The organism is Sphingobium sp. AntQ-1 (genome assembly GCF_028538045.1).
Classification (GTDB): domain Bacteria; phylum Pseudomonadota; class Alphaproteobacteria; order Sphingomonadales; family Sphingomonadaceae; genus Sphingobium; species Sphingobium cupriresistens.
In genome coordinates this window covers 962,211-985,216 of record NZ_CP117158.1, presented here as the reverse complement: position 1 = coordinate 985,216, position 23,006 = coordinate 962,211, and the positions used below count along the sequence as shown (strand labels likewise).

Here is a 23,006-nt window from a genome sequence, read left to right as displayed (position 1 = left end):
TTCTTTGGGGCTTTGCCGGCGCATAAGCTGTTCCAGCAAGAGCTTTCGGGAGGGACCATCGTGCGGCACATCATCCGCAACATCGCAATTTTCGACGGGACGGGCAGCGCCCCGGTCGCCGGAGCGGTGGTCGTTGAAGACGACAGGATCGCAGCCGTCCTGCATGACGCCGCTGCTATCGCTGCGGTCGAGGCCGACAGCGTGATCGATGGCCAGGGCGGCACGCTGATGCCCGGCATGGTCGATTCCCACGCCCATCTGACCTGGGGCAGCTCGGTCGAGAAAATCTATCACCAGTTCATCCTGCCGCCCGAAGAATTGAAGGTCGCCGCCTGGCGCAATGCCCGCGTGCTGCTCGACCATGGTTTCACCAGCCTCTATTCCGCAGGCGCGCTTGGCGACCAGATCGAACCCGAACTCGTCCGCGCGATCGACGCCGGCGAAACCCCCGGTCCGCGCCTGATCCCCTCGACGCTGGAGCGTAGCCCCGAAGGCGAGGAGGGGGTGGAAACCGGCGACGTGTTCAACGGTCGCGGCCCTGACGCCATGCGCGCCTTCGTCGCCTATTGCGCGGCGGAAGGCGTGAAGTCGCTCAAGCTGGTCATCTCCGGCGAAGACGCGCTCAAGCCCGGATCGTCGGGCGACGTCCTCTACACTGACGCGGAAATGCTGGCGGCGGGCGAAGCGGCCAGGGAAGCGGGCCTGTGGATCGCGACCCATGCCTATTCGCCCCGTGCGATCGAACTGGCGCTCGAAGCGGGGGCGCGCATCCTTTATCATTGCTCCTTCGCCAACGATGCGGCGATCGACGCGATGGCCGCGAAGAAGGACGACATCTTCTACGCCCCCGGCCCCGGCGTCTCGGTCGCCGCGCTGGAAGCGTCGCCGCCGCCCCATATCGACATGTCTTCCATGAAAGCCAGCGCCGCCGAGCGTTTGGAACTGGAAAAGGCGCTCGTCCCCAAGCTCAAGGCGCGCGGCGTGCGTATCCTGCCCGGTGGCGATTATGGCTTCCCCTTCAATCCCCATGGTCGCAACGCCCGCGACCTGGAGCATTTCGTGACCCATTATGGCTTCACCCCGGCCGAGGCGCTGAACGCCGCGACCATGTTGGGCGGACAGCTGATGGGACAACGAGTTGGACAGGTGAAGACCGGCTATCTCGCCGACCTGCTGCTGGTCGACGGCGACCCGACCCAGGACGTCCGCATCCTGCAGGACGCCCATAATATCAAGATGATCATGCTGGGCGGGCGGATGCATAAATCCCCCGCAGCGCAGCCCGTGACCGCCTGACCGGAAAGATGCCGCCATGTTCGACGTTGCAATCATCGGCTGCGGGCCGGTGGGGGCCTTTGCGGCCAATCTCCTTGGGAAATCCGGCCTGTCGATCCTGGTGATCGAGCAGGAGGCGAACCTCTATCCTCTGCCGCGCGCGGTCCATCTGGATCACGAAATGATGCGCCTGTTCCAGTCGGCTGGCGTGATCGACCGGGTGGCGGGCGACATGCGCGACACCGAAGGGCATCTGCATGTCGGCGCCGACCATGGCGTCATCCGCTACATGGGCACGGTCGGGCGGGCGCGGCCGTTTAGCTGGTCCAACGACTATTTCTTCTACCAGCCCGAACTGGAGGATCATCTCCGCGAGGCGCTGACCGATTACCCTAATATAACTGTCCAACTCGGCGTCTCATTTGAAGGGCTGGAGGAGAACGAAAACGGCGTCACGCTGCGGCTTTCCGAAGGTCGGACAGAGCAGGCTCGCTACGTCATCGCCTGCGACGGATCGCGCAGCGCGGTGCGCAAGGCGCTCGACATAAAGCTGGACGATCTGGATTTTGAAGAGCCCTGGTTGGTGGTCGATGCCGAAGTCGATGGGCCGGTGCGCTTCCCCGACCTGTGGGGCTTCCCCGACGCCGCCGACCTGCAAAAGCTGTCGGTGATGATCTGCGATCCCAAGCGCCCGGCGACGATCGTGCCGGGGCGCGGCAATCACCGCCGCTGGGAGTTCATGCTGCTGCCCGGCGAAGACGACCAGGCGATGATGGAGCCGGATTCGGTTGCAGCCCTTGTCGAACCCTATCTCTCCGGGGTTTCGCACAGGATCGTGCGCGCGGCGACCTATCGCTTCCATGGTTTGATCGCCGAGCGATGGCGGACGGGCGGCGTCTTCCTGGCCGGCGATGCCGCGCATCAGACGCCGCCCTTTTTCGGGCAAGGCATGTGCCACGGCCTGCGCGACGTCGCCAACCTGGCCTGGAAGCTGGAGATGGTGGTGAAGGGCGCGGCGCCCGACGCGCTGCTCGACAGCTATCAGCCCGAACGCGATCCCCATGTCCGTGCGGTCATCACCGCCGCTGTCGCCGCGGGGCGCTATATCTGTATGCTGGACCCGCAAGCGGCCGCCGAGCGCGACGCGCAGATGCGCGAAGCCGCCAAGGGCGCGCAGCATGGCACCGCCGCCGACCTGATCCCCGCCATCGCGACGGGCATCGTCGCGGCCGGCACGCCGGGCGCGGGTGAGCGTTTCATCCAGCCCCGCGTGGGGGATCGCCTGCTGGACGACGTCACCGGCAGCGGCTGGCGTCTCTTCACCCGCGCCATGGTGGAGAGCGGTGACGTCACGGTCGTAGACCTCACGCAACTGGCCGATGGCGGCGCGATCTCCGCCTGGCTGGCCGATCGGAAGGCCGATGCCGTGTTGGTCCGGCCCGACCATTATGTTTTCGGCACCGGCAAGGGGGGCGACCTGATCGCCCGGCGCGATGCGCTGGTCGCCGGCGCCTTCCGTCAGGAGATCGCCGCATGACCCTTTCTCTGGATCAGGCGCGTCGCATCATCGACGCCGCACTGGGCCATGGCCGGGCGCAAGGTGCGCAGCCGCTGGCCGTCGTCCTGCTCGATGCCGGCGCGCATCCCGTCGCCTTCGCGCGGGAGGATGGCGCCAGCCTGTTCCGTTTCGATATCGCCAAGGCCAAAGCCACGGGCGCACTGGGTATGGGGGCGGATACGCGGGTCATTGCAACCCGCGCCGCCGCCAACCCCGGTTTCTTCCAGAGTGTGGTGGCCGTCACTAGCGGCCAACTCGCTTTGTCCCCCGGCGGCGTCCTGATCCGCGATTTGGAAGGCGCGGTTATGGGCGCCGTCGGGATCAGCGGCGACACCGGCGACTGCGACGAAGCCTGCGCCATTGCCGGCATCCTGGCCGCCGGACTTTCCCATGGAGTGCAATCATGAGACTTCGCAGCATCGAACTGGCGATGCCGGGCGCGGCGGACGCCGCCACCTTTATGACCGACATCTGGGGCATGGCCCCGGCGAAGGTGGTTGGCGACATCCATTATCTGCGCGGATCAGGGACTTTCCCCTATCTCGTCGCGTTCGAGGAGTCGGCTGACGCCTATGTCCGGTCGACCACCTTCGTCTGCACGTCCGACCGGCTGGAGCAATTGAAGCGCAGCGTCACCATTGCGGGTCTCCCCGCAATGCCTGTCGTCTCAGAAGACTTGGGCGGCGGCCATGGCATCATCGTGGAACTGGCCGAAGGCGAATTGCTGCGCTTCCTGGTCGACGCGCAGGAGGTCGAACCGATCGAGGGCGCGGACCTGCCGGTCAAGCTGACCCATGTGGTGTTCAATTCCGCCGACGCGGAAATGACCGGCCATCTGGCCGAGGACGCATTGGGCTTCCGCGTGTCGGACCGGACCAAGGGCATGGTGTTCGTGCGCTGCAATGACTCGCATCATAGCACCGCCTTCGCCCGCGCGGGGATTTCCAGCCTCAACCATATCGCCTTCGAGATGGAGGATCTGGACGCGGTGATGCGCGGCATCGGTCGCCTGCGCGATCAGGATATGGCGCCGGCCTGGGGACCGGGCCGTCATGGCCCCGGCGCCAATGTCTTCGCCTATTTCATCGCCCCCTTCGGCCCGGTGATCGAATTTTCGACCGCCGTGAACAAGGTGCCCGACGACTATCGGCCCGGCGCGCCGGAAGACTGGACCTGGCCCGAAAAGCGGATCGACCAGTGGGGCATGTCCGACAAGAATTTCGACGGGCTGCGCGCTGCCGAAGAAAAATTCCGCCATCGCCGCGACTGGCAGCCCCAATCCCTGGCCCACCCGATCGACGTCCTGACAGAGGAAAATCACTAATGCGCTATGTCAGTTTCCGCCGCCCCGACGGCACCCCCAGCTTCGGCCGCCAGGACGGCGCAACGATCATCGAACTGGCGACCGGCGCGACGCCCAGCCTGAAGGCCGCGCTGACCGACGGCAGCTTGGCGACGCTGGCTGACGGCGCGACCTATGCCGCCGCCGACATTGTGTTGCTGCCGGTTATCCCCGATCCCGCCAAGATACTGTGCGTCGGGCTGAACTATGCCGAGCATGTCAAGGAAACCGGCCGGGAGCAGAAGGCGCATCCCGCCATCTTTGTGCGCTATGCCGACAGCCTGGTCGCCGATGGCCAGCCGATGGTGAAGCCCGCCGTGACGACCCGCTTTGATTATGAAGGCGAACTGGCGATCGTCATCGGCAAGCCGTGCCACAAGGTTGCCGCCACCGATGCGTTGAGCCATGTCGCTGGCTATGCCGTCTTCAACGACGGATCGGCGCGCGACTGGCAGCGCCACAATATCCAGTTCACGCCGGGCAAGACTTTTCCCGGCACCGGCGGCTTTGGCCCCGCGCTGGTGACGGTGGACGAGATTGATGATCTGGGCGCGCTGCGCGTCCAGACCTGCCTCAATGGCGACATGGTGCAGGACCAGCCGATCGCCGACATGATTTGGGATATCCCCACGGTCATCGAATATATCAGTGCCTTCACGCCGCTGGCGCCGGGCGACGTCATCGCCACCGGTACGCCCGGCGGCGTCGGCGATAAGCGCACCCCGCCGCTCTATATGCACGCGGGCGACAAGGTCGAGGTCACCATCGGCGCCATCGGCACGCTCGCCAACCGCATCATCGACGAACAATAAGCCTATATTATCCAATGATAAGAAGGGGAGGAGACACCATGCGCATATTCCACAAGCCCATTCTGGCCATGGCGAGCGTCAGCACGTTCGCCATCGCCGCACCCGCCTTTGCCCAGGATGCCGCTACGCCACAGGAGCCGGCGGAATCGGCCATGTCCGACATCATCGTGACCGCACAGCGCCGACAGGAAAAGGTGACGGAGGTGCCGATTTCGATCACCGTCGCCAGCCAGAAGCAGCTGGAGCGCCAGCAGGTCAATAATCTGAACGACCTCAACCGCGTCGCCCCCTCGCTGGAAATCCAGTCGGCCCCGTCGCAGAATACCGGCGGCGGCGGATCGATCCGCGGCATCGGTACGCAAAGCTTCTCGCCCGGCGCTGTCGCATCCGTAGGTGTCGTCGTCGACCAGGTGAGCCAGGGCAACGCCAATATCTCCGACCTGTTCGACGTGTCGCGGATCGAAGTGCTCAAGGGGCCGCAAGGCACCTTGTTCGGCCTGACCACATCGGCCGGCGTCATCAACATCACCACCAACGCGCCTGACCCTAACGAATTTAGCGGGCGCGTGCGCACCGAATTGTCCGATGCCGGGACCGTGGGGTCCAAATATGGCCAGCAGGTCGTTCAGGGCGTCATCAACGTGCCGTTCAGCTCCACCAGCGCGCTGCGCGTGTCGGGTATGAGCAACACGCGGCAGGGCGTGAACCGTAATGCCGTCACCGGCGACTGGAACGACGTCAATCGCTACGCCGTGCGTGGCCGGTTCCTGTGGAATGCGAGCGAAGACCTGACCGTCAACCTGATCGGCGACTGGTCGAAGGGGTCGGCGGACAATGGCGGCGACTTCTTCACCTTCCTGTCGAACACCGCTGCCAACACCGCGCTGCTCAACAGCTGCGGCATCACGCCGGGCGAGGGCAACCAGACCTTCTGCGTCGGGGATGAATTCAGCAGCAAGGTCAAGGCATGGGGTGGATCGGCGCAGGTCGATTATGATGCCGGTCCGCTGACGCTGACGTCCATCACTGCCTATCGCAAGACGGAAAGCAGCAATACGCTGGGCAACATCTATCGCGCCGATCCGCTGGCGTCGGAACTCATAAGCGGCCCGACAGGCACCGACATCCGCCTGTTCACGCAGGAATTCCGCGCGTCGTCGCCCAGCAATTCGGTCTTCGAATATACGGTCGGCGCCTTCTATTCAAACCAGAAGACGGTGCAGCAGCCCGAACGCTTCACCATTTCGGTGACGCTGCCCAATGGCTTCGTCATACGTCCGGTGGATTCGCCCGGCGCCCTGAACGAAATCACGGATGAATCGCTGGCGATCTTCGGTCAGGGCACGTTGCACGCCACTGACAAGCTGCGCCTGATCCTGGGCGGACGCTACACCGCCGGGCGCCTGTCGCTCGACCGGACCGACGCGGGAACCGGCGCGGAAAGCTTCCAGATCCTCAATGTCGACAAGATATCCTGGCGCGCCGGCATTCAATATGACATCGACCGGTCGCTGATGGCCTATGTCACCGCATCGCGCGGCTTCAAGGGCGGTCAGATCGCGGTGCCGACCGCGCCGTTGCTGCCCTATGTCGTGCAGCCGGAAATCCCCATGTCCTACGAAGCGGGGATGAAGGCCACGCTGTTCGGCGGCGCGGTGCTCGACGTCAGCGTCTTCTACAGCAAGATCAAGAATTTCCAGGCGCAGGAATGTACCGTCAACCCCACCACCGCCCAGCTTGTCTGTGCCCAGACGAACATCGACGGGGTCAAGACGCGCGGCGCGGAAGTCAATCTGTTCGGGCAGATTTCCGATCGGCTGTCGATGAACACCGGCTTCATCTATACCAAGGCGACCTATCCGGGCGGCTTCATCGGCAATGACAGCACCGACATTGGCGGCAGCCAACTGGCCTATTCGCCACGCTATAAATTCACCCTGTCGGGTGAATATGAACAGCCGCTGACGGCTGGTCTGAACGGCTTCCTGGCGGCGGACACAATCTGGAAATCGCGGGTCCGTTACCAGAATACTTCGCGCAGCGAAGAAACCTTCCGTCCGCACTGGACGGTTGGCGGTCGCCTGGGCGTGCGCAGCGAGGATGAACGCTATTCGGCGGGCGTGTTCGTGCGCAACCTGTTCAACGTCCACGAACCCTCTCTGCTCCAGAGCAATTTCGGTTCGGGCGTCGGCGCCATTTATGGTCCGCAGTCCTTCCGCCAGGTCGGCCTGCAACTCGACGCGAAATTCTGATCGAAAGGGGCATGGCGGTTCGCCGCCATGCCCCTTTCGCTGGTGGCCGAGGTGGTTAGGGTGCGGAGATGAATCCAGTCAGGCAATCCATAGCGGCCATGGGGACGGACCTTGGCCCGGCCGTCCTTGCGCAATGCCGCGCGCTCTTCGACGCCGAACAGTTGGCGCTGCTGGCGCAGCGGCCGATGGCGGCGGCGGACGTCGTTTATGGCCCGCATGAACGCCACCGCCTCGACATCTATCGGCCGCAGGGTGACGGCCTCGCGCCTGTCCTCGTGTTCGTGCATGGCGGCGGGTTCCTGAAGGGCGATAAAGGCGGGGTCGATGCTTGGCCCAACGCTAATGTCGGCCGCATGGCGGCGCAGGCGGGGTTTCTTGGCGTCGTTATCAATTATCGCCTGGCGCCCGATCATGTCTGGCCCGCCGGGGCGGAGGATGTCGCCGCGGTCGCCGCCTGGATCAAGGATCATGCTGCGCAGCATGGCGGCGACCCGGATCGAATCGTGCTGATGGGCACGTCTGCCGGATCAGTCCATGTGGCGGGCTATCTGAAACTGGCTGGCGCGGGCGACATCCGCGCCGCCATCCTGCTGTCCGGCCTCTACGGCTACACGCCGCTCGATGCGCGCGACATGCTCTATTATGGCGACCCGGCGCTCTATCCCGACCGAATGCCGATGGAGGCGGTCGCCGCCACGCCATTGCCGCTGATGCTCGCCTGCGCCGAGTTCGACCCGCCGCGTTTTCAGGCGGAGTTTCTGGGATTAATGCAGGATCGGTTTGCCCGCCATGGTGCGATGCCGCGCGCTTTTATTCATTCGGGCCATAATCATTACAGCATGTCCATGCATCTGGGCACCGCCGACCGGCGGCTGTCGCAAGAAATCTGCGCCTTCGTGCGCGAAACCACCCAATCATAATCAGGAGAAACAGATGCTCGATCGCAGGACGTTGCTCGCGACCGGAATCGCGACCGGGGCTATGATGGCCGCTCCCGCCATCGCCGCGCGCAAGGCTGTCATCAGCCCCGGCTTCCCCAAGGGCTTCTACTGGGGCGTCGCCACCGCGCCGCATCAGATCGAGGGCAACAACGTCGCCAGCGATCTCTGGTTTGTCGAAAACCAACAGCCCACCGTCTTCGCCGAACCCTCCCGCGATGCGTGCAACAGCTTCGACCTGTGGGAAGCCGATCTCGATCTGGTCAAGGACATGGGCCTCAATGCCTATCGCTTCGGTATCGAATGGGCGCGGATCGAGCCGGAAAAGGGTCTCTTTTCCCAGGCGATGCTGGATCATTACAAGGCGATCATAGACGGCTGCATCCAGCGCGGCCTGGCCCCGATCGTAACCTTCAGCCACTTCACCGCGCCGCGCTGGTTCAGCGCCCAGGGCGGCTGGACCAATCCGGAAAGCGCGCAATTGTTCGCTCGCTATTGCGACAAGGCGATGCGCGCGCTGGGCAAGGGGATCGCCAGCGCCATCACCTTCAACGAACCCAATATCCTGCTGCTGCTGAAGCCGATGCTGCCGCCGCAGGTGTGGGACATCCAGAAATTGACGCTGGAAACCGCGGCCAAGCGCCTGGGCGTCCCGAAATTCGTCGCCGCCAATGTCGCGGGGGTGGAAGATCTTCCCGCGTTGCAAACTGGTCTGGAGGCCGCGCACAAGGCGGCCAAAGCGGCGATCAAGGCGGTCCGTCCCGACCTGCCGGTCGGCTTTTCCCTCGCGATCATGGACGATCAAGCGGTGGGCAACAATTCGATCCGCGACCGCATGCGGAAGGAATTGTACGGCAACTGGCTGGACATCGCCAAGGCCGACGACTTCATGGGCGTCCAGAATTACGAGCGCGCGCTCTGGGGCGACAAGGGTCGTCTGCCAACGCCCGCCGGTTCGATCGTCAATTGGTCTGGCACCGAAGTCTGGGCGCCTTCGCTCGCGGGCGCGGTCCGCTACGCCCATGAAGCGACAGGCGTGCCGATCCTGGTGTCGGAACATGGCGTCGGCACGACCGACGACACCATCCGCGCCACATTCATCCCCGCAGCGCTCGCGGACCTCAAGCAGGTGATGGACGACGGCGTGCCTGTGCTGGGCTATTGCCACTGGTCGCTGCTCGACAATTTCGAATGGATATTTGGCTATAAGGTGAAGTTCGGCCTGCACAGCGTCGACCCCGTCACCTTCGCCCGCACCGCCAAACCAAGCGCCGCCGTCTATGGCGCGATCGCCAGCCGCAATGCGTTGTAAGGAGAGAAAGACATGAAGCGTTTCGTCGCCGCTGTCGCCCTTGTGCTCGCGGTTCCCGCCATCGCCCAGATGCCGACGCCGGTTCCCGCAGAAGCCCCCGCCGATCCGAACGCCATTCCGCTCTATCCGGACATGAAGGCACCCAAGGGATCGACCGAAAATTGGGTGCGTTTCGGGAAGGATCTGGCGGTGCGCAATGTCACCGTGCCGACCATCACGCCTGTCCTGCCCGATCCCGCGAAGGCGACCGGAGCTGCGGTGATCGTCGCGCCGGGCGGCGCGTTCATGTTGCTGGCGATGGATCATGAGGGCTGGAGCGTCGCGCGCTGGCTCGCCGATCACGGCATCGCCGCCTTCGTCCTGAAATATCGGCTGAACCAGACCCCCGCCGACATCGGCGAAGCGTCCGCCTATATGGGCAGGCGCATGGCGGAGTCGCTGCGCGATCCGACTGCCGCGCCGGGAATCACCGAACCGCGCGCAACTCTCGACGCTCTGGCGGCGATCAAGCTGGTGCGCGCCAATGCCGACAAATGGGGTGTCGATCCGCAGCGGGTTGGCATGATCGGCTTCTCCGCCGGCGCCATGACCACGCTCAACGCGGCGTTGGAAGGGAAGGGGAGCGATCGCCCGTCCTTCATCGGTTATGTTTACGGTCCGATGCTGGCCCGCGTCGTGCCGGCCGATGCGCCACCGATGTTCGCCGCCATCGCCAATGACGACAGCCTCTTCCCCAATCCCTCCTATGCCCTGATCGAAAGCTGGCGCCGCGCCCATGTGCCGGTCGAACTCCATGCCTATGAGCGTGGCGATCACGGCTTTGGCACGGGCAAGCCGGGCACGACGAGCATGGGCGTGCTGCCCCAGTTCCAGGCCTGGCTGGACATGCGCGGGCTGCTGAACGCGAAGGTCGCGCAATGAGCGCCGCGCCGGCCTTGCCGATCGCGCGGCAGGCCGGCATCGGCTTTGCGATCAACGCGACCCTCAGCCTGGCCTTCTTCCTCGGCATTTTCGGGATGGTTGCGCGCCCGCTCACCTGGGGCGCGCCCGACGCACTGGGCCTTGATTTCGTGCCGCAGAGCATTGCCGTTGCGCTGATGAGCGCGCTCGTCCCCTCACTGATCGCCCGCACGCGGCTGGGGCGGCGCGTGTCGACCCGCACGATCATCCTGCGCGCGTTCGGCTTTGCGATCGGCGGTGCGGTGCTAGGTGGCCTGCTCGCCTGGGCGACCGGCGCCGTCGCCCAGTCGCCTGTCGCATGGGGGCAGGCGCTGGCGATTAAGTTGCTTTACGGCGGATCGCTAGGCGCTCTCATAACCATTCTAGCCCTCAAGAGGATGACCCGGTGATCCGTTCGATGATGACTCTGGCGTTGGTGCTCGTCACGCCCGCTCTGGCTCAGGATGTGCGCATGGAAACGGTCCCGCCGCAGGGGCAGGAGGGCGCGATCGCGCTCTATCCCGATCAACCCGCGCCCAAGGCCGGCAGCGACGAACAATGGTCGAGCATGGAGGTTCAGATCGGGGCGAACAGCATCGACAATATCATGGTCCGCAATGTCGTGCGGCCGACCATCACGCCCTATCTGCCCGATCCTGCCAAAGCGACTGGCGCGGCGGTGCTCGTGGCGCCGGGCGGCGCTTTCCTGTCGTTGTCGATGACAGGGGAAGGGAGCGACGTCGCGCGCTGGCTGGCCGATCATGGCGTCGCAGCCTTCGTGCTGAAATATCGCCTCAACGAGACGCCGCGCGACGACAAGGCATTTCTGGGCGTCATGGGCGCGCGTTTCGGCGCGGCCGCGAAGGGCGAACCGAGCGCGAAGGTGAAGGAACCCCGCGCCACGCAGGATGCGCTTCAGGCCCTCGCCATCGTTCGCAGCCGCGCCGCAAGCTGGCATATCGATCCCGCGCGTATCGGCATGATCGGCTTTTCGGCCGGCGCGATGACGACGCTGAACGCCGCGTTGGAGGGCCGGTCTGAACAGCGCCCGGCCTTCATCGGCTATATTTATGGCCCGATGCTCGACATCGCGGTGCCCGCCGATGCGCCGCCCATGTTCAACGCCATCGCCATGGATGACGGTCTTTTCGCCAAGCAGGGCTTCGGCATAGTCGAAGCCTGGCGCAAGGCGAAGCGTCCGGTCGAACTCCATGCCTATGAACGGGGCGATCATGGCTTTGGCGGGGGGCGGCCGGGGACGACCACGGCGATGCTCTTGCCCGAATTTCTCGCCTGGATGGACATGCGCGGCCTGCTCGGCGCGCGCTGATTTTCTCAAGGATTGCTCATGATTCGTAAAAGCCTTCGCCCCGTCGCTCTGCTGGCCTGCGCCTCCTTCGCGGCGCCGCTCTGGGCTGACGAATTGGCGGAAGGATTTCGCAATCCGCCGCAGTCGGCCCGCCCGCGCGTCTGGTGGCACTGGATGAACGGCAATGTGACCAAGGACGGGATCGACAAGGATCTCGACTGGATGGCGCGCATGGGGATTGGCGGGGTCCAGAATTTCGACGCCAGCCTGATGACGCCGCAGATCGTGCCGGAACGGTTGATCTATATGACCGACGGCTGGAAGGATGCTTTTCGCCACGCCGTCCACACCGCCGATGCCAAGGGGCTGGAATTCGCCATTGCCGCGTCGCCGGGCTGGAGCGAGACGGGCGGTCCCTGGGTTAAGCCGCAGGACGCGATGAAGAAGCTGGTCTGGAGCGAGACGGACCTGCGTGGCGGCCAGCGGGTGAAAGGCGCGCTGCCCATGCCGCCCTCCATCACCGGCGCATTCCAGAGCGCGAAATTCAGCGATCCGCTCGCAGCTGGCGAGGGCGCGGCCGCGCTTCCTACCTTCTATGGCGACGCCCCTATTCTAGCCTATCCTATCAAGCTAATTGCCCTGCCGCGGCCGCGCATGACGCAAGCGGACGGAACGGCGCTCGCCCCTGCGCCGCTGCTCGACAATGATATGGAAACCGTGGCGCAGATCGCCAAGGGCGACGCCACCCATCCCGGCGCGGTGATCCTCGATTATGGCAAGCCGGTGACGATCCGGTCGGCCAGCCTGTTCGTGCCCCATGCCCGGCCGCCCTTCGGCGACCCGTTCTACCGCCCGACGCTGGAAGTGGAAACGGCGCAGGGCTGGCGGCCGGTCGGCCGTTTTTCGCTGACCGAAGTGTCGGCGACGATCGGCTTTGCGCCCGTCACCGCCCAGCGCTTCCGCCTCGTCCTTTCTCCAAACGACGCGCCCAAGTCGCCGGGGTTGGGCGACGGTGCCCCCGGCGCTGTCATGATGGACGTCTTCGGTCGTCCCGCCAGTCTGACGCTGGGCATAGGCGATTTGCGCCTCTCGGCCGAAGCCAAGATCGATCATTATGAGGCCAAGGCCGGTTATGCGATCGTCGCCGACTATAATGCGCTGAGCGACGTTCCCGCGCCTGACGCGCCTGCCATCGACCCCGCCAAGGTGATCGACTTGACCGACCGGCTGCGTCCTGATGGCACGCTCGATTGGACCGCACCCAAGGGGCGCGACTGGCGCATCATCCGCATGGGTTACTCGCTGACCGGCAAAATGAACCATCCCGCCACCCCCGAAGCCACGGGGCTGGAGGTCGACAAATATGACGCGGCGGCGGTGCGCCGCTATCTCGAAACCTATCTCGGCATGTATCGCGATACGGTGGGCGCGGATTGGATCGGTAAGAAGGGCATAAGCGCGCTGCTGACCGACAGTATCGAGGTCGGCGCGTCGAACTGGACCCCGCGCATTGTGGAGGAGTTCCAAGCCCGGCGCGGTTATGACCCTACGCCTTTCCTGCCGACGCTGACCGGCGCGATCGTGGGATCGGCCGCGCGGAGCGACGCCTTCCTCCATGATTATCGCCAGACGCTGGCGGACCTGCTGGCCGACGCCCATTATGGCACAGTGGCCAAGGTCGCGCATGAAAATGGCCTGACCGTCTATGGCGAAGCGCTGGAAAATGGTCGCCCTGTGCTGGGCGATGACTTGGCCATGCGGTCGCATACCGATGTGCCGATGGCGGCGATGTGGACCTTCAACCGCGGCGGCACGGCGCGTCCCACGCTGATCGGCGACATGAAGGGGGCGGCGTCGGTCGCTCATATCTATGGCCAGAATGTCGTGTCGGCGGAGTCCATGACATCGGCCTTCGCGCCTTGGGCGTTTGCGCCGTCGGACCTGAAGCGGGTCATTGACCTGGAATTTGCGTCGGGGGTCAACCGGCCGATCGTCCATACTTCGGTCCATCAGCCGGTCGATGACAAGGCGCCGGGCCTCAGCCTCATGATTTTCGGCCAATATTTCAACCGGCATGAAAGCTGGGCGGAGATGGCCAGGCCATGGGTGGACTATATGGCGCGCACCGGTTACCTGCTTCAGCAGGGTCGCGATCAGGCCGATCTCGCCTATTTCTATGGCGAAGATACGCCGATCACGTCCTTGTTCGAACATGGCGTGCCGGCCGATCTGCCGATCCGCTATGCCTATGATTTCGTCAATGCCGACATCATCGCCAATCGCATGAGCGTGGCCAATGGCGATCTGGCGGCGGGCAACGCCCGTTATCGCGCCCTCTATCTGGGGGGCGCCAGCCGGGTGATGACGCTGGCGACCTTGCGAAGGATCGCCGCGCTGGTGGAGGGCGGCGCGACCGTGATCGGCATGGCGCCTGAACGCGCGCCGGGCCTGGCGGACGATGCCGTCGCGTTCAAGGCGCTCGTCACCCGCCTGTGGAGCGGCGCACCGATCGGCAAGGGGAGGGTGATCGCCAGCCGCGACGCTGAAGCCGCACTCGTCAGCATCGGCGTCGGCCCGGACTTCCGAATCGGGCAGGGCGCACAGGACGCCGATTATCGCTTCGTCCACCGCAAGCTGACGGATGGCGACCTCTACTTCGTCAATAACCGCACCGACAAGGCTGGCCGGATCGAGGCGCGCTTCCGTGCGACCGGCAGGCAGCCCGAAATCTGGCGTGCGCTTGACGGCACGGCCGCGCCCCTTTCTTACCGCATCGAAGGGGGCGACACGGTGATCCCGCTTGACGTCGGCGCTGAGGATGCCTTCTTCATCCTGTTCCGCAAACCTGCTGCGGCGCTATCCGCCACCATCTCGGCCAAGCCGGCCCATTCCGTCGCGAGGTTGACCAACCCCTGGACCGTCCGCTTCCAACGCGGCCGTGGCGCGCCTGAAAGCATCGCCATGCCCACCCTCACTCCGCTGGAAAGCAACGTCGACAAGGGCGTGCGCTATTTCTCCGGCATCGCGACCTACGCTACGCGCTTTGCGTTGCCCAAGGGCGTGAAGTCCGGCGCGCCGCTGTGGATCGACCTGGGCAAGATCGGCGATCTGGCCGAGGTGCGCGTCAACGGCCAACTGGCCGGCACCACCTGGTTCGCGCCCTATCAGCTCGACATCGGCAAACTGGTGAAGCCGGGGGCTAACCAGTTGGAGGTCAAGGTCGCGAACCTGTGGGTCAATCGCCTGATCGGCGACCAGCAGCCCGGTGCGGAAAAAATCACTTTCACCGCCGCCCCGACTTACAAGCCCGACGCCCCGCTGCGGCCGTCCGGCCTGATCGGCCCGGTGCGGTTGCTGGCGGAATAAGTCCTAATGATCGAGCGTGTCGCCGTCCCGCAAGGATGGCGGGCGCTTTACCTTCTTGATCTGGCGCAGGCCCAGGAAAACCACCGCGATGATCGCGGGGATCAGGGCCAGGTCGATCCAGCCGGGCAGATGCGCGCCCTGATGCTCGATCGCTTCCTTGATGTGATGCCAAAGACCCAGCGCATAATAGCTGATCGCCACGACCGACAGCCCCTCGACCGTATGCTGGAGGCGCAGTTGCAGTCCGGTACGCCGGTCCATTGACGCCAGCAGGTCGCGATTGCGGCGCGCCAGCGCAGTGTCGACCCGCGTGCGCAGCATCGCGCTGGTCCAGGCGGTGCGCTGCGACAGGTCCTCCAGCCGGCGACCGAAAGCGTCGCAAGTCCGCATCGCCGGCAGCAACCGCCGCTCGGTAAAATCGTCGAGCGAGCGATAGCCGCGCACCGGCGCGACATCCAGACGGCGGATGCGGTCGAAGCATAGTTCCGCATAGGCATGGGTTGCGCTCATGCGGTAACGGGTCCGCGCGACAATCTGCGCCAGTTCAGCGCTGAGTGATGACAGGTCTTCCAAAACAGCGTCGGCATCCGCCTGCGGTTCTGCGACACAGGCGGTCACATCGGTCAGGCGCTGCTCCAGCGTCGCAAGGATGGGAGTCGCCCGTTGCGCTTCGGGCAGACCGAGCAAAGCGATCTTCCGATAATTGCCCAATTCCTGCAATCGTTGCACCAGCAGCGATGCTTCCGCCCCTTCCAGCCCGCGATCCTGGATGAGCAAACGGCCAAAGCCATTGTCGTGCAAACGGAAATCGCCCCAGACGCGCGCCCGGCATTGGGCGACGTCGGAGATGATGAGGTCGTCGGACGCGAAATAGGTGGCGATCGTCGCGTTGGATGGCTCATTCTTCGTCAAGGCGATCTGGGTCGATCGGATAACCTGGCCTGGCAGTCGATCTATCCAGTGCGACACGGGCAGGAAGGGCGAAAGGTCGAACGGCTCGCCATAGCCATCTGCGATGAAGCTGTAGGTGATGAACTCGCTGTGCCGTTCCCAGGAAAAGCCGAGCGCACCGACGCGGCACGCGAAGAAGCGGTCGCTGGCATCAGGGGAGGGGCCATCATCGGGCACGATGGCGCACAGCGCGGCGACGCTGTCGTGCGCTTCCTGCTCATTGACGATCATCATGAACTGCACGGCGCGCATGGGCGTATCGAGCCGCGGCATTTTGCGAATGTGCATTTCGCGCGAAAGCGAGGCGCGCAGGGCGTGGCTGCGCTGCACCAGGTTGGGAAAAGGGCCATCGCCCGCCTGCTTGGCTGTGTCCGTCATCGCCCCGTCCCCTTCGACCCATTTTGCGCCGTTTTAGTCGGACTATTGGGGCTTGGGCAATTGGCTTGATCCAAAGAATGAGGATTGGCCCATTCAGATGCGGCGGGCGATGGCGCCAGCCGCCCAACCCATGCCCACGGCCATGGCGATCGCGACCAGGCCATAGACGAAGGACCAATGTTCGGCCGCGCTGGCCATGAACTGTTCGAAGCCGGATTTGCGCACGGTGATGTCGCGCACCGCGGCGGCGACCACCCGCCCGTCCTGCACCAAGAAGGTTTCGGCGGTGTAATCGCCCACGATGACGCGCGCCGACAGCGGCAGGCGCGCGCGGTACAGGACGCCGTCCGTGATCTCGACGATGCCAGGCCGCTCCACGAACAGGCCGGACCGCGCCCGCAAATCGACCAAGCCGGATTGAAAGCGCGACAATTCCGCGCTTTCGTTGAGCGAGGAGGGCGAGAGTTGCAGCTTGTCGACGCCCAGTTCGTAGATGGCGGCGGTACGTTCATCGACGATCCGGCCGATGGGGCGCGACGATGCCATGGCGTAGAAGCTGGGGGCGGAGCGGAAACGCGCGGTGTCGGCATTGACCCAGATGCCGGCCACCTTCTGCTTTTCGCGCATGGTGATCGACTGTTCCGGTCCCTTGAGCACGACGACGATGTCGGCCGGCTTGTCGGGGCGTCGCCCGTCGGGATAGACGATCGCGCCGAACAGCAACAGGTCGGCGCCGGTGAAGCTGTACTGGATGACGACTTCGCGCTGCGACACGTCCGGCACCAGTTGCGGCTCGTTCGCCCCCATCAGCGCCAGCGCCGCGGGCAGGGCGAGCAAGGCGCGCCAGCGCGGCATCAGCGCACCTCGATCGTGTAGATTTCGTCGGGACGAAATCCCAGTCCCAGCGCCATCCGCGCCGCGACGAACAACACTATCGTGGCCAGCAGTATGCGCAGATATTCAGGTCGGATCGACATGGAAAGGCGGGTGCCGACCTGCGCGCCGACGACGCTGCCGATCAGCAGCAGCAGCGCCAGCACCAGGTCCACCGCCTTGGTCGTCATCGCGTGCATCATCGTCGTCGCCATGGTGACGAACAATATCTGGAACAGCGATGTGCCGACCACCGATTGAGTCGCCATGCCCAGCAAATAAAGCATGGCGGGCACCAGGATGAAACCGCCGCCCACGCCCAGCAACATCGTCAAGATGCCCGTCGCCATGCCCAGCAACAGGGGCGCCAGCGGCGAGATATATAGGCCGGAGCGATAGAAACGCCAGCGCATCGGCAGCGCGGCGACCAGCGGATGATGCCGCCGCTTGCGGGCGGGAGGGCGCTTGCCCGTTTTCAGCGCCACCAGCGCCTGGATCGATTCCTTGGCCATCAGCGCGCCGATGCCGCCCAGCATCAGCACATAGAGGATGCCGATGACCGTATCGATCTGCCCCAGATATTGGAGCAGGCGGAAGATGAAGACGCCCATGCCGGCCCCCATCACGCCGCCCGCGATCAGCACGCCGCCCATACGGAAATCGACGGTGCCGCGCGCCATATGGGTGAACACGCCCGAAACGCTGGCGCCCGTCACCTGCGAAGCGGCGGACGCGGCGGCGACCGTGGGTGGAATGCCGTAGAAGATCAGCAGCGGCGTCGTCAGAAATCCGCCGCCCACGCCGAACATGCCGGACAGCAGCCCGACGACACCGCCGAGGCCGATGATGACAAGCGCGTTCACCGATAGATTGGCTATGGGCAGGTAGAGATCCATGCCCGTTGGGGGTAACGCCAACCGGCATGGATATAAAGCGGCGATGGCGCCAGGCGACTAAAAATCGGCCGCGAGGGTGATGGCAAGGCCCGATCCAGGCCGGGCGTCTCCCGCGATCCGTTCACGCCATTCGATGCCGATCCGGGCGGCGACCTGTGGCAAGGGTAGGCGGAACTGCATTTCTGGGCCGATATCCAGCCTGCTGGCGCCCGGTTGCGCGCCGCCAGACAGGGCCACCCCGACGCGGAAGGGCGATTGCGCAAGTGGGGTGGAGAGCGAGAATTTGCCGTCGATGAAAGCATCTCCGCGGCTGAATCCGACGATGCCGGCTTGGCTATAGCCCTCCGCCAAGACGGCTGACCCGATAGCCGCCGGGCCAAACCCGCCCGCCACCATTATAGCATTGGCGTTGCGTGCGCCGTCGCCCAATGCGATGCGCCGTTCGACCGCGACGCTGATCGGGATCGCGCGCATCGGCTGGATCGACAATCCGACCGCGCCTTCGGGCGCCGCGGGGCGCTGGAAGGCGCTGGTAAGGCGGCCATAGGCGGTGGTCCTGCTCGCGGTGCCAGGCGTCAGATCATAATCCACGCGAAGTCCCGCCTGCGAGCCGCCGAGTTGGCCAGTCGGCACGGTCCCGCTTGGCCGCGCGCTGCCGGGGCGCCACAGCAGCCATGCGGCGGCCCGCCATCGATCCGGCGTCGTCTGCTGGGCCATAAGCGGAGAGGGGATGGCCGTCGGCGCCTGAAAAAGATCCATATAGTCGGGATCGCTGGCATAATGGCGGTTGGAGAACGCTACGCTGAAGGTAATGAAATCCATCAGATCGACCGGGATGGCGCCATTAGTGGATGGTCGTGGCGGCGGTGGCGCGCATTGTGTTATTTTCATCCGCGCGGCGATGTAGGGCGGAGGCTGGGTTGTAAGCCTTTCCCACCGTGGCAGGGTCGCCACGGCGCTGGATGCCAACAGGGCTTGTGGCAATAAGGGCGAGGGTTTGGAGGGAGTATCTGCATATGGCCGTTGCACCGGTGGCGTTACGGCTTCCTGGCCCACTAGGCGGATAGCCACCCAACCCAGCATCATGATGGCGGAGAAACGCAACGGGCGGCCGTTTGCGACACGGCTCATGGATCGGTCTTCAGGTCGGGGAAACAATGCTGCGTCTTGTCCCAGCTAAGTGGCTGGCCCAGCAACGATTTGCCATAAAGAAAGACCGCGCGCCGAGCCGCCAATATGGCGATATAGTTGGCGACGAAGGTGCGCGGGATCGCCATCAATCCCTGGCGCCAGCCATAGGCCCGGCCGACAAACAGGGCGCGCATGACCGCTCTCCACCCCATCAACCCCAGGTTGAACCATAGCAAGGCTGTGATGAGGGGCGGCAGCGGGGTCGTGGATAGTGGCGCAAGCGCGCCCAGAACGGCGATCAGGCCCCAGAGGATCAGCGCCATATAGGCGGCGAAGAGCACAAGCGCCGCCATGGTGGCGCGCCGGTCGCGGATGCGCATCCACCATTCGGCAACACCGCCATGCCAGCCCATGCGGTCCCAACCGGCCAAGGATATGCCCACTATCCAGCGCGCCTTTTGCCGGACGGCGGCGTGAATGCTGTCCGGGAAATATTCGCGGGTCGCGACCAGCGCCCCGGTACGGTCGCGCATACGCACGAACACGCCGCGCCCGCCCATATTGGCGATCCGCAGACCCGCTTCATAATCCTCCGTCAGCGATGACGGATCGAAAGGTCCCCCATGAGCGGTGTCGAACAGGCGGCCGAGAATCGCCCGTTCGAAGGCGCACGCCACCCCCGCTGATGGGATCGACGCGCCCAATGCTTCGCGTACTGTCAGAGCTTTCCCATGGTTTTCCGCAAATTCATCGCCATAATGATTGGCGATCGCGCGCGCGAACCACGTCCCTCGACCGGGCAGGGGCAGCACGGGCAACTGGACTAGGGCGAAGCGATCGATCATGAAGTCGAACAGTCGGATCTCGTCGGCATGAACCACATCTTCGGCATCGTGCAGCACGACCGCCTTGAAAGCTTTGCCGATGCGCGCTTCTTCCGCCAGCATCGCCTGCCACAGGACATTAAGGCAGTCCGCCTTGGTGCTCGGACCTGGCCTGGGGTTGATTCCTACGATGATGCGCGGTTCCCCGGCGGCGATAGGCGCGACTATCTCGATTGTTTCGGGGTCATTGGAATAGAGGCCGACGAAAATCCGATAATTGTCGTTCGGCCAGCACGCCAGCGCATGGCGTAGCATCGGCCCGATCACATCCGATTCCCGCCAGGCGGGAATGAATATGGCGATGCAACCCGGCCGGAATGAAGCGGGCAAGGTTGCCGTAGTCATACGCGGATGGCGCGCATAAATGGCGACATTGCGCCAACACCGACGGGCTATGAAGAGGAGGTCGACCAGGAAATCGTCCAGGCCGCCGATCGCCAGTCCGACGACAGCAAAAAGCAGGACTTCGTGGTGCAGGGCCACAAGGCCTGCGGCCAACATGTCTCCCAAGACTTGACCCCCAATCCCCCTAGGCGAGAGAGGATGCCATTTGCGTCACATCGTTCCAAGTCTTTTGCATTTTTTCGCACAAGTCCTTCGAAATGTTGACCCAGCAGCACAGTTGTACCTTCGCAGACATCGGCAAGGGAATAGATCGGCATGGATCGTCCGTCACGATCCGCCTCGCGCGTTTTCTGACGGACGATCTTGTCACCTTGGAATGTGCGGTTTTGCGCTGGATAGCGCCCGGTCGCCTTGGCGGCGCGATAAGCGGGGTCGCCAATGGGTAATCTCAGTGCTAGTTTGCAGGCGTTGATTTTGCGAGTCTTAGGCAGTCTTGGCCAATCGACCAATCTCTTCTAACTTTTACGGGAGGAGGGTGAATATGGAGATGGACGTCAATTACCTGCTGCACCGGCAGCAGATGTCGCTGATACGCGCACAATCCAGCCGATCGGACAAAGGGCGAGACGCTTATCAAAGCCTTGCCCGAAGCTATACGGACCGGATTGACGCCTATCGTCGGGAAAATGAACGGTTGATCATTCGCGCGCATTGATCCGACCGGGTCAATGCCGCTGGATCAGCCTATCGAACGACAAAAGATGGTTTTAACCCAGCGGCGCCTTGCCGTCAGCTGCGACTCTCCCTTTGTCCGCCTGTGCCGCCCCTCTCTCCCGAATCACAGTTGCGCGCCGGGCTGGAAGAGGCAGGGCTCTCCTCACAAATGGCGTAATGCATGGCGGAATGGATGACGGGATGAGTGAGCCTGACCCAATTGCAAAAGCCCCGGTCGCTCGCGTCGCTCCGCAAGTCTCACAGCGGTAAAATCTCTGTCGATCAACTGTTGCGCAACGTGGGGGCGTTACAGGATCCTGAGATTTTGGCGGTTGCCAGCCCAGTGTTGCCTGCCAGCGCATTTTAACCGTATCGGCCGTAAGAGGGATGATTGGCTCTGCGCGCTTTGCAATTTTGCAAAGTCGTTTTGCGAAATTTTCTAGCGCCTCGTCTGGGGCTGTGCTTAGCCGCTGACATCAGATTTCAGCGAAAAGGGCAGCCCTTATGAATATTCATGAATATCAAGCGAAGGAACTCCTCGCGAAATATGGCGCGCCGATCGCTGCCGGTTATGCCGCTTTCTCGGTCGAGGAAGCGGTCGAAGCCGCCAAGAAGCTGCCCGGACCGCTTTATGTCGTGAAGTCGCAGATCCACGCCGGTGGCCGTGGCAAGGGCAAGTTCAAGGAACTGGCCCCGGAAGCGAAGGGCGGCGTGCGCCTCGCCTTCAACCTGGACGAAGTGAAGGCGCATTCGACCGACATGCTGGGCAACACGCTGGTCACGATCCAGACCGGCGATGCGGGCAAGCAGGTCAACCGCCTCTACATCACCGACGGCGCCGACATCGCCAAGGAATTCTATCTGGCCCTTCTGGTCGATCGCGGCAGCAGCAAGATTGCGTTCGTCGTGTCCACCGAAGGCGGCATGGACATCGAGGAAGTCGCCCACTCGACGCCTGAAAAAATCCACAGCTTCTCGGTCGATCCCGCAACTGGCTTCCAGGCCCATCATGGCCGGTCGATCGCCGCCGCACTGGGCCTGACCGGCGACCTCGCCAAGCAGGCGGCCAAGGTTGCTTCGTCGCTTTACGCCGCTTTTGAGGACACCGATGCGGAGCAGATCGAAATCAATCCGCTCGCGCTGACCGAGCAGGGCAATCTGCTGGTGTTGGACGCCAAGGTCGCTTTCGACGGCAATGCCATGTTCCGTCACAAGGACATCGCCGAACTGCGCGACCTGACCGAGGAAGATGCGGCCGAAGTCGAAGCATCCAAGTACGACCTCGCCTACATCAAGCTGGACGGTAACATCGGCTGCATGGTCAACGGCGCGGGCCTGGCCATGGCGACGATGGACATCATTAAGCTGAACGGCGAATTCCCCGCCAACTTCCTGGATGTAGGCGGCGGCGCCACGACCGAGAAGGTGACCGCGGCCTTTAAGATCATCCTGAAGGACCCGGCTGTGAAGGGCATTCTGGTCAATATCTTCGGCGGCATCATGAAGTGCGACATCATCGCCGACGGCATCGTCGCGGCGGCGAAGGAAGTGAATCTGTCGGTCCCGCTGGTTGTGCGCCTGGAAGGCACCAACGTCCAGCAGGGCAAGGACATATTGGCCGCGTCGGGCCTGGCGATCGTCCCTGCGGACGACCTGGGGGATGCGGCCAAGAAGATCGTGGCGGAAGTGAGGAAAGCAGCCTGAGGCACGACCCCACCTAACAAGATACGC

19 protein-coding genes are annotated in these 23,006 nt (G+C 64.0%); 14 read left to right on the top strand and 5 right to left on the bottom strand.

The genetic code is table 11. The annotated features are described in order from the left end of the window. Window positions 1-60 precede the first annotated feature (60 nt). The 12 genes from sphantq_RS04885 (at window position 61) to sphantq_RS04830 (ending at window position 15,103) form a co-directional block, all read left to right on the top strand. Window positions 61-1,296: an amidohydrolase family protein gene (locus sphantq_RS04885; RefSeq protein WP_129927207.1), complete on the top strand. Its 1,236-nt coding sequence runs from the start codon at window positions 61-63 to the stop codon at window positions 1,294-1,296. A gap of 16 nt (window positions 1,297-1,312) precedes the next feature. Next, window positions 1,313-2,812, top strand: a complete 1,500-nt coding sequence (locus sphantq_RS04880; protein WP_272799726.1) for a bifunctional 3-(3-hydroxy-phenyl)propionate/3-hydroxycinnamic acid hydroxylase — start codon at window positions 1,313-1,315, stop codon at window positions 2,810-2,812. Continuing rightward, on the top strand, window positions 2,809-3,240 hold the full coding sequence (locus tag sphantq_RS04875) for a GlcG/HbpS family heme-binding protein (protein ID WP_129927205.1): 432 nt from the start codon (window positions 2,809-2,811) through the stop codon (window positions 3,238-3,240). The genes sphantq_RS04880 and sphantq_RS04875 overlap by 4 nt, the downstream gene beginning before the upstream one ends. Beyond that, the gene (locus tag sphantq_RS04870; RefSeq protein WP_066603958.1) at window positions 3,237-4,157 is read left to right on the top strand and encodes a VOC family protein; all 921 of its coding nucleotides are present in this window, start codon (window positions 3,237-3,239) and stop codon (window positions 4,155-4,157) included. The genes sphantq_RS04875 and sphantq_RS04870 overlap by 4 nt, the downstream gene beginning before the upstream one ends. Next, window positions 4,157-4,987, top strand: coding sequence for a fumarylacetoacetate hydrolase family protein (locus sphantq_RS04865; RefSeq protein ID WP_066603956.1), 831 nt, complete (start codon window positions 4,157-4,159; stop codon window positions 4,985-4,987). Before sphantq_RS04870 ends, sphantq_RS04865 begins: the two co-directional genes overlap by 1 nt. Before the next feature lie 38 nt (window positions 4,988-5,025). Beyond that, complete coding sequence (locus sphantq_RS04860) at window positions 5,026-7,239, top strand: TonB-dependent receptor (RefSeq protein WP_272799725.1); 2,214 nt, start codon at window positions 5,026-5,028, stop codon at window positions 7,237-7,239. Between the two features lie 68 nt (window positions 7,240-7,307). Then, window positions 7,308-8,159, top strand: a complete 852-nt coding sequence (locus sphantq_RS04855; protein WP_066603950.1) for an alpha/beta hydrolase — start codon at window positions 7,308-7,310, stop codon at window positions 8,157-8,159. 13 nt (window positions 8,160-8,172) lie between these two features. Continuing rightward, on the top strand, window positions 8,173-9,489 hold the full coding sequence (locus sphantq_RS04850; RefSeq protein WP_129927201.1) for a family 1 glycosylhydrolase: 1,317 nt from the start codon (window positions 8,173-8,175) through the stop codon (window positions 9,487-9,489). Between the two features lie 12 nt (window positions 9,490-9,501). Further along, on the top strand, window positions 9,502-10,410 hold the full coding sequence (locus sphantq_RS04845) for an alpha/beta hydrolase (RefSeq protein ID WP_272799724.1): 909 nt from the start codon (window positions 9,502-9,504) through the stop codon (window positions 10,408-10,410). After that, entirely contained in the window at window positions 10,407-10,838 is a 432-nt protein-coding gene (locus sphantq_RS04840; protein WP_066603941.1) for a hypothetical protein, read from the top strand. Before sphantq_RS04845 ends, sphantq_RS04840 begins: the two co-directional genes overlap by 4 nt. Beyond that, window positions 10,838-11,758 (top strand): alpha/beta hydrolase, encoded by a 921-nt coding sequence (locus sphantq_RS04835; protein WP_207212421.1) that lies wholly within the window; start codon window positions 10,838-10,840, stop codon window positions 11,756-11,758. The genes sphantq_RS04840 and sphantq_RS04835 overlap by 1 nt, the downstream gene beginning before the upstream one ends. An 18-nt stretch (window positions 11,759-11,776) precedes the next feature. Further along, complete coding sequence (locus tag sphantq_RS04830; RefSeq protein ID WP_272799723.1) at window positions 11,777-15,103, top strand: glycosyl hydrolase; 3,327 nt, start codon at window positions 11,777-11,779, stop codon at window positions 15,101-15,103. Between the two features lie 3 nt (window positions 15,104-15,106). Here the strand turns inward: sphantq_RS04830 and sphantq_RS04825 are convergent, their stop codons facing one another. From sphantq_RS04825 to sphantq_RS04805, 5 genes are all read right to left on the bottom strand, one after another. Further along, on the bottom strand, window positions 15,107-16,432 hold the full coding sequence (locus sphantq_RS04825) for a DUF3422 domain-containing protein (RefSeq protein WP_272799722.1): 1,326 nt from the start codon (window positions 16,430-16,432) through the stop codon (window positions 15,107-15,109). Between the two features lie 93 nt (window positions 16,433-16,525). Next, window positions 16,526-17,287: a TIGR02186 family protein gene (locus sphantq_RS04820; protein WP_244884381.1), complete on the bottom strand. Its 762-nt coding sequence runs from the start codon at window positions 17,285-17,287 to the stop codon at window positions 16,526-16,528. Then, the gene (locus sphantq_RS04815; protein ID WP_066603935.1) at window positions 17,287-18,201 is read right to left on the bottom strand and encodes a sulfite exporter TauE/SafE family protein; all 915 of its coding nucleotides are present in this window, start codon (window positions 18,199-18,201) and stop codon (window positions 17,287-17,289) included. Before sphantq_RS04815 ends, sphantq_RS04820 begins: the two co-directional genes overlap by 1 nt. A 57-nt stretch (window positions 18,202-18,258) precedes the next feature. Then, a complete protein-coding gene (locus sphantq_RS04810) occupies window positions 18,259-19,023 on the bottom strand; it encodes a hypothetical protein (RefSeq protein WP_272799721.1) in 765 nt (254 codons plus the stop codon). 305 nt (window positions 19,024-19,328) lie between these two features. Next, window positions 19,329-20,717 (bottom strand): glycosyl transferase family protein, encoded by a 1,389-nt coding sequence (locus sphantq_RS04805; RefSeq protein ID WP_066603929.1) that lies wholly within the window; start codon window positions 20,715-20,717, stop codon window positions 19,329-19,331. Between the two features lie 385 nt (window positions 20,718-21,102). On the opposite strand from sphantq_RS04805, the gene sphantq_RS04800 reads away from it, so the two are divergent. Together sphantq_RS04800 and sucC are read left to right on the top strand one after the other, a co-directional pair. Continuing rightward, window positions 21,103-21,276 (top strand): hypothetical protein, encoded by a 174-nt coding sequence (locus tag sphantq_RS04800; protein WP_165363643.1) that lies wholly within the window; start codon window positions 21,103-21,105, stop codon window positions 21,274-21,276. Window positions 21,277-21,779: 503 nt separating this feature from the next. Beyond that, complete coding sequence (gene sucC, locus sphantq_RS04795; protein WP_066603925.1) at window positions 21,780-22,979, top strand: ADP-forming succinate--CoA ligase subunit beta; 1,200 nt, start codon at window positions 21,780-21,782, stop codon at window positions 22,977-22,979. Window positions 22,980-23,006 lie beyond the last annotated feature (27 nt).

What these genes read in the sequence shown, in the direction of transcription:
- sphantq_RS04880 (WP_272799726.1), top strand. Translation starts at nt 1,313, where the DNA reads ATGTTCGACGTTGCAATCATCGGCTGCGGGCCGGTGGGGGCCTTTGCG.
- sphantq_RS04875 (WP_129927205.1), top strand. Translation starts at nt 2,809, where the DNA reads ATGACCCTTTCTCTGGATCAGGCGCGTCGCATCATCGACGCCGCACTG.
- sphantq_RS04870 (WP_066603958.1), top strand. Translation starts at nt 3,237, where the DNA reads ATGAGACTTCGCAGCATCGAACTGGCGATGCCGGGCGCGGCGGACGCC.
- sphantq_RS04865 (WP_066603956.1), top strand. Translation starts at nt 4,157, where the DNA reads ATGCGCTATGTCAGTTTCCGCCGCCCCGACGGCACCCCCAGCTTCGGC.
- sphantq_RS04860 (WP_272799725.1), top strand. Translation starts at nt 5,026, where the DNA reads ATGCGCATATTCCACAAGCCCATTCTGGCCATGGCGAGCGTCAGCACG.
- sphantq_RS04855 (WP_066603950.1), top strand. Translation starts at nt 7,308, where the DNA reads ATGAATCCAGTCAGGCAATCCATAGCGGCCATGGGGACGGACCTTGGC.
- sphantq_RS04850 (WP_129927201.1), top strand. Translation starts at nt 8,173, where the DNA reads ATGCTCGATCGCAGGACGTTGCTCGCGACCGGAATCGCGACCGGGGCT.
- sphantq_RS04845 (WP_272799724.1), top strand. Translation starts at nt 9,502, where the DNA reads ATGAAGCGTTTCGTCGCCGCTGTCGCCCTTGTGCTCGCGGTTCCCGCC.
- sphantq_RS04840 (WP_066603941.1), top strand. Translation starts at nt 10,407, where the DNA reads ATGAGCGCCGCGCCGGCCTTGCCGATCGCGCGGCAGGCCGGCATCGGC.
- sphantq_RS04830 (WP_272799723.1), top strand. Translation starts at nt 11,777, where the DNA reads ATGATTCGTAAAAGCCTTCGCCCCGTCGCTCTGCTGGCCTGCGCCTCC.
- sphantq_RS04825 (WP_272799722.1), bottom strand. Translation starts at nt 16,432, where the DNA reads ATGACGGACACAGCCAAGCAGGCGGGCGATGGCCCTTTTCCCAACCTG.
- sphantq_RS04820 (WP_244884381.1), bottom strand. Translation starts at nt 17,287, where the DNA reads ATGCCGCGCTGGCGCGCCTTGCTCGCCCTGCCCGCGGCGCTGGCGCTG.
- sphantq_RS04815 (WP_066603935.1), bottom strand. Translation starts at nt 18,201, where the DNA reads ATGGATCTCTACCTGCCCATAGCCAATCTATCGGTGAACGCGCTTGTC.
- sphantq_RS04810 (WP_272799721.1), bottom strand. Translation starts at nt 19,023, where the DNA reads ATGGATTTCATTACCTTCAGCGTAGCGTTCTCCAACCGCCATTATGCC.
- sphantq_RS04805 (WP_066603929.1), bottom strand. Translation starts at nt 20,717, where the DNA reads ATGTTGGCCGCAGGCCTTGTGGCCCTGCACCACGAAGTCCTGCTTTTT.
- sphantq_RS04800 (WP_165363643.1), top strand. Translation starts at nt 21,103, where the DNA reads ATGGAGATGGACGTCAATTACCTGCTGCACCGGCAGCAGATGTCGCTG.
- sucC (WP_066603925.1), top strand. Translation starts at nt 21,780, where the DNA reads ATGAATATTCATGAATATCAAGCGAAGGAACTCCTCGCGAAATATGGC.